A 13,447-nucleotide genomic window follows, 5' to 3' on the forward strand; every position below is an offset into this window, starting at 1 on the left:
AACCAATAGAGATTGATTAGTCATTGCGGATAAAGAGCAGCATTGAGTGACGCTTTTCAATGTGATTACGCGATGTCTGACCGTACTTTATAAACAGAGTTTTAAGAATCTGGTTGAATTGGATAAACAAGACGCATGACAAATGATGCTCTGAAACAAACGGTAGTGGCGAAGCCAGATAGGCTTTCGCAGATAGCGCAGTTGCCACAAGCAACCAGGGATCGCATTGCCCACATCGATTTCACCTTATTGTTTAAGGGCGAAGCGGTGCGGGCGGATTTAGTTGATCGCTTCAGCATTGCCGCTGCACAAGCAACGAAAGACTTCACAATGTACCGAGAGTTTGCGCCAGGTAACATTGAGTATGACCAAAAGCTCAAGTTGCATAAACGTGGTGAAGCATTTGAACCCTTGTTCGACTATGACGTTGTGAGAACGCTGGCGACGATTAGCCAAGGGTACGGAGATGGCTTTACTGGAAAGGTAAAACCACCTCTTGCGTGTGAAGCGCCTTATCACCTTAACAAGCCGAATCTATCGATAGTGGCGAAAGTCACCGAGGCCATACACAAAGGCAAAGCCTTGAGTATCACCTATGTATCGTTATCGAGTGGTGAAACAACGCGTGAAATTGTACCGCATACGCTGGTGGACAATGGCCTGCGTTGGCATGTTCGTGGTTTTGACCGTAAGCATGGTGAGTTCCGTGACTTTGTGCTGACCCGAATTAAAGCAGCGGTTGTGCTTGAAGATTCCACTTTGTCGCCTTCTGTTGTTAAAGAAAGTGAGCTCGAAACCCAAGACCGGCAATGGAACCGCTTTGTAGAGCTAGAGTTAGTACCACACCCACGCATTGAACACAGCGAAGCGATAGAGCTGGACTATGGCATGACGGAGGGCGTGATGAAGGTTGAGATTAGAGCAGCAACAGCGGGGTATTTGCTTAGACTCTGGAATGTCGACTGTTCCGAGAGTGCTTGCTTATCAACCAGTCAATGCCAACTGGCATTGAACAATCGTGCCGCGCTTTATGGTGTGCAAAACCTCGCAATCGCACCGGGTTATGTCACTTAGACGATGAGCACAACCCAGACAACCGTTTTTTATGACTAGAGATTAATCATCAGAATTAATTAAGAATTTAAGGAATACCGATGCCAACGTTGGATTTTAAAGGTAAGCAGTTTGTTTATTCACACCACCTGAGTGTGCCGTTTCGTGAACTAAAAGTGGTTGCAGATAAATCGTTACCGCAGGAAGGCAAGGCGGCATCATTGGATGACAACCTCATCATCCATGGCGACAACCTTGAAGCCCTCAAGGCGTTACTGCCGACTCATGCCGGTAAAGTAGACTGCATTTTTATCGACCCGCCGTATAACACCGGTAATGAAGGCTGGTGTTATAACGACAACGTGCGCTCACCACTGATGCAGGAATGGTTAAAAAAGTCTGCCAATCCCGTTGATAAAGAAGATATGGAGCGTCATGACAAATGGCTTTGCATGATGTGGCCGAGGCTGATTTTACTCAGAGAGCTATTAAACGAGTACGGTAGTATTTTTATTACAATTGGCGATGATGAACAACACGCATTAAGGCTTTTATTGGATGAAATATTTGGCCGCGAAAATTTTATCACATCAATATGTTGGAAAAGGAAAGTGTCTCCATCTAATGATGCAGAATACTTTAGTAGCGATCATGATTGGCTTTTAGTCTATGCAAAGAATCAAGATGAATGGTCTATAAATCGTTTGCCGATGAATGAAGGACAATTAAAAAATTACACTAGTTCAGATGGTGAAGAACGAGGCGCGTGGAGCTCAGGTACATACACATGTAATAAATCTAAATCTGAAAGGCCAAACCTTTACTATGGCATTACAAATCCGAATACCGGTGATGTTGTATACCCTAGTGAAACCGCCGTATGGAAGTTTTCTCAAGAGAAGACAATTGCATTGCAAAATGACGATATGTTGTACTGGGGAAAGGACGGAAAAAGTACCAAACCTCGATTGAAAAAGTTTCTATCGGAAGCGAAGGGAGTAGTCCCTCGCAGCGTATGGGATTACAGTGATTCCGGTAGCACCCAAAGCGCAAGCATTGAGCTTTCAAAAATTTTTAATGGTGTATCACCCTTCCCAACTCCCAAACCCTCTATTCTGATAAGCAAAATATTGAAAATTGCTACGGATGATAACTCTATCATTCTTGACTCTTTCGCTGGCTCAGGTACGACGGCACACGCAGTGTTGGAGGCTAATAAGAGTGATGAAGGTAATCGTAAATTTATTCTGATCGAATGTGAGGATTATGCGGACAAGGTGACCGCTGAGCGTGTTCGCCGTGTTATCAACGGATACCCCTTCAAAGGCAACCAAAAGCAAGAACTGCTTTCTGAAAAAATCACTTGGTCAGTCTTTGAGAAAAAGCACGCAGAACTCCTTGAAAAAATAGCCAAAGTTGAAGCAAAACACAGCAAAGATTTCGACAAAATCAAAAAAGAGCTCAAAGACGGTGTGCTGACTGTCACCGGTGAGCGCAAAGTGGATGAGTTTGCGCCTGGCATTGGCGGCAGTTTCACCTATTGCACCTTAGGTGAACCGATTCAAATTGAAAGCTTACTTACCGGCGAAGCCATGCCGTCATTCGACGCGCTCGCACGTTATGTGTTTTATACCGCCACAGGGCAATCATTAGAAACGGTCGCTAAAGCCTCTGCCGATGGTTTTATCGGTGAAACAGACTTATTCCGTATTCATCTGTTTTATCGTCCAGATAGCGAGTGGCTGCGCTCAAATGAAGCGGCATTAAACGCGGACAAAGTAGAAGCGATTGCTAACAACAATGCTACGAAGAAGCGCACCATTGTCTTTGCTGTCGCGAAATTTATGAGTCAGAAGGACTTAACTGAAAAACGCATTGAGTTTTGCCAGTTGCCTTACGCTATCCATCGCATTATGGGGGCGTAACATGGAGTTAAAAGACTACCAAAATGGTGTGCTGGATAAACTGGACTATTACCTGAAAAAGCTGGCCGACACCAAGGAAGAAGCGGAAGACTTTGTCGCTTTTCAGAAAATGAAAGGCAAAGAGGCCCGTTTAACCGATTACGCCAAAGATACGTGGGAAGCTCTGGTACAGGAGCGCCGTATTGACCTACTTAAAGACAAAAGTGGCAACTTGGTGCCTGCGCCGTATGTCACAAGATTTGACGGCTTAGAGCGGCCAATTCCTAATGTGTGCCTGAAAGTGCCGACAGGTGGTGGTAAAACCTTACTTGGCGTGGCGGCGGTTGAGCGCCTGCAAACGGATTTGTTTACCCAACAAACCGGTATGGTGCTCTGGGTAGTGCCGTCGGATGCCATTTACAAGCAAACCTGGAAACAGTTGGCTAATCGTGAGCATCCGTATCGACAAATGTTAGAGCGAGCTTCGGGTGGGCGCGTAAAAATGCTCGAAAAGAGCGATTCCTTTACCAAGCGAGATGCCGACGAAAACCTGTGCGTTATGTTGTTGATGCTGCAATCCAGTGCGCGTCAATCCAAAGAAACCCTACGCATGTTCCGTGATAGCGGGCGATTTACCACTTTCTTCCCGATTGAAGATGACACCACAGCCAATGAGGCGCTATTGAGCAGTATTCGCAATCTAGATTGTAACGATCTATCCGATTACGGTTGGCAAGAAGGCATAGCCCCAGGCTCAGTGTCAGTCAAACAAAGCTTAGGCAATGTGTTACGCATGGTTCGCCCAGTGATTATTGTGGATGAGGGGCATAAAGCCTATAGCGAAACCGCAAGAGAAACCCTGTGTGGCTTTAACCCTAAGTTTATTCTTGAGCTTTCTGCCACGCCTAACGCAAACGGTAAGCATCACTCAAATGTGCTGGTGAATGTGTCTGGGCAAGCGTTGAAAGATGAGCAAATGATTAAGTTGCCCATCAACTTAATCAACGAAGACAAAAGTGACTGGAAGCATACCTTGTCGCTTGCGCACGCTAAATTGGCTGAGCTTGAACAGGATGCCGGACAGCTACAAAACGAAACCGGTCGCTATATTCGTCCTATCATGCTGATCCGTGTTGAGCGCACAGGTAAAGACCAACGAGATTCAGCCTTTGTGCATGCGGAAGACGCCCGCGAGTATTTGATGGAAAAACTGGGCGTAAATGAAAATGAAATTCGCCTGAAAACGTCTGACAAAGACGAGTTGGGTGATGATGATTTGCTCAGCGAAATGTGCCCCGTTAAATACATCATCACAAAGGATGCGCTACGTGAAGGTTGGGATTGCCCCTTTGCTTATGTGTTAACCGTGTTGTCAAAAATGACCGCAAAAACGGCAATCACCCAAATGATTGGCCGGGTACTACGTCAACCACATGCGCGATTGACGCAAAAACCAAGCTTAGATGAGTGTTATGTCTACACCTTTGATCAGGATGTGATGGAAGCAGTTGCGGGTGTTAAGCAAGGTTTAGAAGAAGAAGGTATGGGAGATGTGGCGAATCAAGTTAAAGCTACAGAAGCCAATAAACCCGCCGCAGTAGTGAGCAAAGAAACCTTATTGCGTAGAGAACGTTTTCGTAACCTCCCTAAAATATTCCTGCCTCGGGTTTTGCATCGTGATGCAGGTTACAAAGACGGCTTCCGCTTGTTTGACTATGAACGGGATGTGCTGGGTGACCTAGATTGGGAATCGCTGTCTTATTTGAATGCTGAGAACTTCCAGCTAGTGGACGACAAGTTAAAGCGTACGATTGCCCGAATCGACTACAAAATGTCCAAGGATAACCAAGGCGAATTGGACTTGGCCGATCCGGTTCACGAAAACATCGAGTTTGACCCCAGTGCAGGCCTGGATATCTCCTTTATGGTAAGGCAGCTCACCGATGTTATTCCAAACCCATGGCAAGCCATGCGGGTGTTAACGCACACCTTAGACACCTTACGTAGCAATGGGGTTACAGAGGAAGCGCTGTTTACTAACCGCCTTGAGCTGCTCAAAGAAATGAAGCGCGATATTAAACAGCAGGTTGCGCAATTATCGGAGCAAATCTTCAGATCTAAGTTGGACAAGGGAGATATTTCCCTACGTCTACTTGCTTCTGATAACGAAAAGCTAAATTGGGAGTTGGCGCAAACCCTAGAGGTTAATGTCAGTGAGCATGATCAGGTGCTTCGCCGCAAAGATGGATCTGAACTCGAAAAAAGCCTGTTCGAAAAGGTCTATCAAAATGGGCTGAACAATTTAGAGCGCGACACAGCTTGGTATTTGGACAAACAAGAGTCTGTGTATTGGTGGCATCGCATTGCGGTAAATCAGCGTGAGTACAGCCTACAGGGCTGGCAAAAGCAAAAGGTTTACCCTGACTTGTTGGTGTGCGTCGAACAGCCGGACTCTGGCAGTTACCGCTTCTCTGTGTTGGAAACCAAGGGCGAGCATTTAAAAGGGAATGACGACACTGTGTACAAACGCCGTTTGTTTGAACTTTTAACTGAGCACGTCAAGACGGCCGTAGATGCTGGTGAGCTTACGTTGGAAGCCGCATCGGGGGGTATGTCGTTCAGAATGCTGATGGAAGACAGTTGGTCACAAGAGATCGTGCCTGAATTGAATTAATGAGTCATTTGTTGGTGTTGTGTTGTCTCCAACCTTGTCGCCCCTTCTGAAAAAGGGGCGAAACTCAAAAGGAATATCAAGTTAACGAGGATTTAGATGAGTCAGCCAATACCGACTTCTTATAATCAAATCATTGCGCATACGATTGAGCAAGCACTTGCTCTATCGGTTAATGCAAAGAACGAAAATGCTATTGCTGGCTTTTGCCAGTTGCAAGGCCCAACAGGCGGTGGCAAAAGTAGTTCTCTTTATCGTAGCCCGGACGGGAAGATACCTGCGAGCCTTGAATTTATAAAATCCAAAGGGTTGCAGGCCATCTTAGTTACCCATCGCTGGAATATCCTGCATGACATTTATGAAAGTGCCACGAGTGAAAAAGACAGCTCAGGTAACCCACTGTTGGTTAGTATTCTTTATGCACAGGATGAAACTGTCGTTAGTGCGGTTTCACAACGGGCACTGCCACATGAACAAGGCATTCAAAAGTCTGACTTGCCCGATCCTTATAAGGCCATTGAGGATATTCATGGTTTAGGTGCGTTTCGTTCTAATGCTGATAAAGAGGCTCTCGTCCGTGCTTGCCACAACGTTTCAGCCATCGCCCGTAATGTTGAGTATAAAAAGAAAAACCCTGATTCGATGGGCGTCTTACTCGAACGAGAAGAGCAGGAACTAAGAAAACTGTGTGGCTTTGTCGAACGGACGCTACTTGGGTGCATGTCGTCCTTAGAGAAGGCTGTGAAGTATGCCAGTAAGCACCATGGCAAGACGCATGAACTCACAGAGCAAGCAAAAGAAAGGCTTCGTTTATTCAGAGAAAATAAATGGGTGCGTCGAATTTTCCCGGCGATTGCCTGGCAAGATGATAAGCAATATTTGCTGGTGTTAACGACGCAGAAGCTGTTCGCTTCCTTTTACGACGGTAAACAGAAAGTCAGAATGTCGAGCGGCCAACTGGCCGGAAAGGTAGTATTTGTTGATGAGTTTGATTACCAAGCGGACATTCTACAGACATTACTTGCCCAGTCCCAAATGGTGCAAGAGCCGCCTGAGTGTATTGGTCAATTACTTGAAGGCGGTAAGCGCCTATTAGCGCGAATGCAGTTTGTTACTGCTGAACCTATACCTGAGCTTTACTATGAGCTTAAACAGCTTATTGCGGAGCTAGAGGAGGATTTGACCAGCAAAGGAGTCGATCTGAATCAGTCTAGGGCACTGGTAATGCCTTTAAAACAGTATGAATCCGGTGTGCCGTTCGAAAAGAAATATCTGTTTCGCTCAGACCACTTAGTAACCAGTGAGCCTTTGCAATTACAGCAAAAACCTCATGGCTTTGAAGTGAAAAGTTATGAGCAAAGCGATGATGTATCGGTTGATGTTGGTGATTTTTTGCGTGTGATGGAGAAATATATCAGACGCTTCAGTTTGCTGTTGTCACAGTTCGCGACCGATGAGTCCGAAGCTTATGAATATCTTGTTCGGCTAAACCGGTTACTGTTCGACCCCGCGAATGACTATCGACCATCCTACTACAGCTCGGCGTTACCCAGTTTATCGCTGTTCTCATTACCTCGCACTAGCTTACCTGAGTTAGAAGCGCTCAGTAGATCAAACCTATTACCTAATACTCAGACGAATATGTTTGGCCTAACAACCTGGCTGTTAACCACGGATGAAGCCGAGGCGGATATTGACCCGTTGAGGATCAAGATTAAACGCGCACTATTGCCGACAACGCCTGAAGGCTTAATGGTTTCGTTATCGAGTCGGAACCTGGTTTTTGCACTATCCGCAACCTCTTATATCGAAAGGGGGATTGGTCATTTCGATATACGCTGGATTGAAAGCGCTTTGCGTTACGTGGCTCAGGCCCGCAATCCACAATGTACCGAGAGTTTTCTGGGCGATAGCTTTGAGCAGCGCCCCGAAGATTGGTTTAAGAAGCCAATTCCGTATTTACAAACTGACGAGGATAAGCAGTTACAAATGGCGGTGATCCGCTCGTTGGTTAAAGACAAATCTGAAAAGCGTCGCTCGACACTGAAAACCACGATCCACGACTTTGATGATGCTATCAATGCGCCAGTTTTTCAGGAGGCAAAACTGCATCTGGACGCTGCATTTTTTGAGGCTGAGCACTCAGATTACAAGTATGAATACCGGCAGTCTGTGTTGTTTAAATTACTGCACGTTCTGCATTTGGCAGCGAATGAGCCACAACATAACGGTCATCTTGCCTTTGTTAACTCTGTCAAATACCTTCGGAAGTGGTTAATAAGTGATACCGCAGAAAACAGCAGAATGAGCGCTGATTGGCTTGAAATGGAGAGTTTAACCACTGGCGTATTGTCTTCTTTTGATAATGTGTTTATTCCTTTGGCTGTCAACGGTAAGCCCATGATGATTTGCCTACTCAATGCAGAGGCGCAAAAGCGAGAAGGATTTGAGCACGCCTATCAAGCGGCGTTCGACTCTGGCCGAACCGTGGTGGTAATGACACAAACTGCATCCGCTACCAATGGCATTAATTTGGACTACTCCTTGCCCAACTATCAAGGACAGATGGATCTGACGTCACTGTTTATTATTGAAAGTAAGCACTTTTACTTTTCACCATGGGATAGCAATGACGCTGATGATGAAATGTCTCATGCTGGCTTTCAGCTCAGAAACTTAGAAAAATTAGTCAGACGTTCAGAGTTTTCACGCAAGCAGCAGCGGCAATTTATTATGCCGTTAATGAATAACTCAGTCGCTAAAATACAGGAGCTAAACAAGCTCTATAAAGGGACAAATGACTACGTTAAGAATCTTGCTGCTGACGTGCAGCAGCAAGTTGGTCGTATTGAACGTGCTTGGACGTATGTGCCCCATGTCGCCATTCATTTAAGCGATGATTTAGCAGGCCATCTTCGCAACTACGGCCAATTAACCGTTTGTACTAACAACCGAAATTGGGTTTCAAACCTTAATAATCAGCTGATTGATGATCTTACTCATTCCGAAGATGCATCGGTTTCCAACTTTCTTACCCTGTTGAAAACGCGATCCCATGATGGCTCTGCTGCGGTAGATATTATTGATAACAAGTTAGTTTCCGCTATCCGAGATGCACGACAAGGTAAGGGTTGTATCGAAGATATTTCAGGACTTTGGCATGAACTAGGCCGCGCTGTATTACAGCATGATCTCCAATGGATGCCGCATAACAATACGTTTGGCATTACTGAGCCTTTGTGTCGTTGGGCGTGCTTTGAACGGCCCGAGGAATCAAATGTTACTGGTGAAATATGGTACGACCCAAAAAGTTGGCAGTTCTTTGCAAAGCGTGCTGCGGGATTGATTAAGTATAACCCCCAGACGCTTTATGAGGTTGTTAACCGGCAACCTGCTATTTCGGATTGGTTTAATCGTAAAGGTTTTCGAACGTCGTTTCAGCCGTTTGCCAACGATATTGAAGAGCAATTCTCATTTCATCCCGTCGTGATTCAACGAATTTTACAAGGGCGTATTGGTGAAGAAGGTATTCGCGCACTGCTGAGTGACAAGCAGCTAGCCACTAAACAAGACGTCTACAACCATGAGCTATTTGAACTATATGATTTTGAGATAGCCAACGCGGATGTTTTTGTTGATGCGAAATTTTGGTCTATTGCTGCTCTAGAGCAATCGGATGAGGGCTTTGAGCAATGGCTTGCTTCAGGCAAACACCCTGAATTTGCGCCTTTGGGATTAATTAAGAAGCTGGAGAAGATCCGTCAAATCCGTGGTGAAAATGCCATTTTGGTTATCGCGAACCTATTAACTGGTGAAGATTGTTCCTTATCGGGCTTTTCTGAAATGTTAGAGCCCGTAAAAGTTGAGAATGCTTCAATTCTGTTTCTACCAGGTTGTTTGGTGAACGATGAGTATCAAATGACGTCTGGCTTTAAGTGGTTTTCGAAAATAGTTTGGCAGCGTATGAGGGAGCAAGGTTAATGGATAAAAATATAGATTTGAGGAAGTTGCCGCTGTCTCATTTGGTTTATTTGAATAGCGAGGTTGATGCAGATAAAGCCAACAAATTTGTGGTTTATCACTATCCACTCATCAATAACAACTATCAGTGGAAAGAGAAGAAAGCCTGGGAAGAACGTATCGATGCTGAACTAGACAGTCGGCAGTTTGCCTATTTAATGAAAAAAAATGGTAATCAGTTTGGTCTCTATGTGGCTTTACAAAGCTCAAGTGATATTCCTCCGTCTATTGTAGACGCTGAGTTGCAACCTATTACTCCAGTTCGAGTTGAATATTCACCGGTGTTAAATCCTGTGTGGATTCGACTAATGATGCGTTCATTGCGGGCTTTTGGCGGTCATTGTAAAGGCGCTTACAGCTTAGGTTGTCCGTTATTGAAAGTAGATAGCTGGGCTGGCGGTGTCAATGCGATCAGCCTAGATTGTAGAACTCAGCAGTTAAAAGATGGAAATACCACTGAGATTGCTCTGTTTTATACCAATGTACCATTAAGACCGTTATCTAATGACGATGATATAGATCGCATTAAGAAGCCTCTATGGGTCTATGACAAAAATAAGGTACTCGTCAGGTGGTATCCTGGCCATGAAAGAAAACCGAGAGGTACGCTGTTTAAAGAAATTGGAAAGAGTAAAAATTCACGTAAACAGCGTCCGTTTCTGGATCTTTCTACGCCAAAGAGGTTTGAGCAAAGTTGGCCTATGGTGTTAAAACCAGTGCAAGATGCGTTTATCCGTTTTGCGCGTGACTATGGTTTTGAACTTTCAGCTAAAACATTAAATCTTCAGCCGCTGAGGTTGAAAACAAAGCATAAGGCCAATAAGGCTAAGTCATCTTTCCCAAGCATCGAGATATCCGGTGAAATCAAGGTTATAGACCTAAGAGTTAATACCGTTATTGCTTGTGAAGAACTCTTAGACTTATTTAAATCGCTCATTGCACAGAAAGGCGTCGATGTTTCGTGGAATTTACTAGATGGAACTGCGGAAAATGACTTTGAACGGATAAAACTTGATCGTTCGGACCGCGTTTTGATTTTGCTAGATCAGGAAAAAGGTATTGAAGATGATCGTTATCCACTAACGAAGTCGTTAGTTGGACGGTGTGCAGTTCAACATATCAACGTTAATCCTCATGATGTAACGGGAGACCCCGTCGAAAAAGGGTTGTTAATCGAATCAAAAAGAGACGATGACCCGATAAAGCTATACGTTGCGTCTGAAGGTGGATATTACACTTACAATTTCGACTTATTAGATACTAAAGCTTACAAAGAAGCGATTATTAGAAAGCTTGAAGTGGTACTTAAAGAGTTAGAGATCAAACGTTTACTGATTGATTCTGATAGGCCTGTTTCTCAAGTATTGCCATTGCAACGCGACTGTTTAAACGAATCAACCATTGTCATTACGGATGGTTATTTGTTTACGGTTTCAAACGACAGACCGGTGTTGATTCCCTTCGATCCCACTGATTCTGGTATGACTTTGAAAACAAATGAGTACCTGGCCAATTTCGAAACATCCGTAGATGATTTGCTCACTTTGATGAATGAGAATTGGCCCTATAGTTATCGTCAGAATGTCGTAATGGATTACTACGGTACTGAAGTTGATAAACAACGACGATTTGCGGCAAGAATTACGCTTGTTTTGAGTAAGGATAAGGACGCACAAGTATCAATCATGATGCAAGATCCATCTTACGACCAAACGAATGTATTGCCACTGGGTATGGAAGATGCGCTTTCGGATTTAACCAAGAAACAGAAGCCTTATCCGTTGACGGATTGGGTGCTGCCAGATAGCGAAGTATTGCTCAATATTGTCAAAGAATTGAGTGATGATGGCGTGTTATCCAGCCAAAAGGCAACAATGCGATTTGAAAGTGAGTTGCCCGAATTAGTTGAATTATGGCAAGAACAATTAGTTTCGCTTCATCAGCAAAATGAAACTAAGGTGACTTACTATCAGGTAAAAAAAGAGGTTATTCAGCGTTGGTTAGATAAGCGAGGTAAGAAAAAAGATACATCAATCAGTGGTAGTTTAGATACCTTGTTGTCTCGATACTTCGATAAGCCTTTAAACGACATCAAACGCTGGATGAGTAACATACCGGGTATTCAACGCATATGGTACGACAAAGAAAAGGGATATTTTGTTGTCGGTGGATTAACCTCTCCAAAAGCTCAGTTAATGAGACAGCCAAGCATCCGACAATGGCACACCTTGCAAGGTGAATTGGACATCGAATTGCTTGCTGATTTGCTAGATGTTGATTGGGTTCGTATGAATCAGCTTGCAGGTAACCCCTGCGTCACAACACTAATTAAACGATGGAAAGAGATAAATCCCAATATACTCGCTATTCTAGACTAAGTAGTTTTCTTTTAATGGTTTGAGTTACTGTTGTTTTATCTCTGTCAGAATAAGCAAAGACCTTGAGAATGTGAATGCTAACTAATGTGATGAATAAGGAAAATTAAGTGGACATGTTCGTGTAGTGATTTCTATCTTGATTGCTTACTTTGAGTAATCTGGCTACTTAGTTTTAAACTTTACTGTCACAATAATTGACCCTTGAAAGTGTTCTGGTGGTTTGGTTTCAATCTTTAGTGTTACATTCTTCTGTGTGGAGTTACGTACTGATAAGGCCTAAACGAGAGAAAAGTTTCAAACTTTAATGTCCTCCGACAGGCAGCGCTACCTATGTACGCTGCCATTTTTTATACTTAGAACAGAATAACTTTTTAAGAGTAATTAATGTTTATTGCTCTTGTATACAAGTCAGTATCTTAGTTTCAATGGTATCATCAACAGTATCTGAGATAAGCTCAATACGGCTTTCGAAGCTATCGTCTAACTCAACTTCTGCCAAACCATCTGGGGTGAGGTTATAGCCAAAAATACCATCTGTAGTAATAAATACTGCTTTCATACGCTCAACGTTGAGCTCTACTAACAGTAATATGAGTTTTTGACGATCAAAAATCTTATGTGGAGAGAATCGCCAACCCACACTATGAAAACCTTCGCCTGAGTTGATTGCTTTTAATACCCCACTTTCAGGCATTGGCATTTCAGAAGCAAGTGGCTTGTCTCTACTATGATGGTGGTGGTGATGCGGAGGGTGTTCGTGAATGGTCGTATTACCTTCAAACTCATTGAAAGGAATCATACTGTGTTTAGCAAATATCACTTTTGTATTTGGTCGCGCCATCTTTGCAACATAGGCTTTTAGATTGTCTGAATCTCCTTCGCCGTATAAATCAAGCTTGTTCCCCACCACTGTATCGGCAATTGCGATTTGTTGATTGAACGTTTCATGCTCCGTATAACGAGAATCTGATAATTTACGAGCATCGACTAAGGTGATATTTTTTTGCAACGTTAACACTTGACGATAGTGCTCTGAAGAGAGTATTTGCAGTACTTCTTTTGGGTGGCCTAGTCCTGTTGGTTCTATTAATAGTCGGTCTGGTTTCGCTTCTGATAGTAGTTGATTAAGCGCAATTTGCATGGGTAAACCCGCTGCACAGCACATACAACCACCGGGAACTTCTCGCACAAAGATTTGCTGTTCTGCTCCTTGTGGAGCGGCCGTATGTTGCCCTTGCATTAGACTGCCATCGATACCGATTTCACCAAACTCATTAACTAAGATCGCCCAACGTTCACCTTTTGGTTTATTTTCCATAAGATTCAGAATAGTCGAGGTTTTTCCTACGCCGAGAAAGCCAGTAATAATATTGGTAGGAACGCCGATGACAGGGTGTTTATTAGAGCTCATTGGCAATTCT

Annotated in this window: 6 protein-coding genes; 5 read left to right on the forward strand and 1 reads right to left on the reverse strand. The window is 43.9% G+C overall.

Translation table 11 applies throughout. The features are described from left to right. The first annotated feature begins 135 nt into the window (after positions 1-135). The 5 genes from HC728_RS03230 (at position 136) to HC728_RS03250 (ending at position 12,026) form a co-directional block, all read left to right on the forward strand. Positions 136-1,074 (forward strand): WYL domain-containing protein, encoded by a 939-nt coding sequence (locus tag HC728_RS03230; RefSeq protein WP_190395119.1) that lies wholly within the window; start codon positions 136-138, stop codon positions 1,072-1,074. A gap of 80 nt (positions 1,075-1,154) precedes the next feature. Continuing rightward, positions 1,155-2,978 carry a site-specific DNA-methyltransferase gene (locus HC728_RS03235; protein ID WP_190395120.1) on the forward strand — a complete coding sequence of 608 codons (1,824 nt, stop codon included), beginning with the start codon at positions 1,155-1,157 and terminating at the stop codon, positions 2,976-2,978. 1 nt (position 2,979) lies between these two features. Next, the gene (locus HC728_RS03240; RefSeq protein ID WP_190395121.1) at positions 2,980-5,631 is read left to right on the forward strand and encodes a DEAD/DEAH box helicase; all 2,652 of its coding nucleotides are present in this window, start codon (positions 2,980-2,982) and stop codon (positions 5,629-5,631) included. 96 nt (positions 5,632-5,727) lie between these two features. After that, positions 5,728-9,609, forward strand: coding sequence for a hypothetical protein (locus tag HC728_RS03245; RefSeq protein ID WP_190395122.1), 3,882 nt, complete (start codon positions 5,728-5,730; stop codon positions 9,607-9,609). Then, entirely contained in the window at positions 9,609-12,026 is a 2,418-nt protein-coding gene (locus tag HC728_RS03250) for a hypothetical protein (RefSeq protein ID WP_190395123.1), read from the forward strand. The genes HC728_RS03245 and HC728_RS03250 overlap by 1 nt, the downstream gene beginning before the upstream one ends. A gap of 388 nt (positions 12,027-12,414) precedes the next feature. Here HC728_RS03250 and HC728_RS03255 read toward each other — a convergent pair whose 3' ends face one another. Then, positions 12,415-13,437 carry a GTP-binding protein gene (locus HC728_RS03255; RefSeq protein ID WP_017020191.1) on the reverse strand — a complete coding sequence of 341 codons (1,023 nt, stop codon included), beginning with the start codon at positions 13,435-13,437 and terminating at the stop codon, positions 12,415-12,417. Positions 13,438-13,447: the final 10 nt, after the last annotated feature.

This window comes from Aliivibrio sp. S10_S31 (assembly GCF_014694495.1).
GTDB lineage: Bacteria > Pseudomonadota > Gammaproteobacteria > Enterobacterales > Vibrionaceae > Aliivibrio > Aliivibrio fischeri.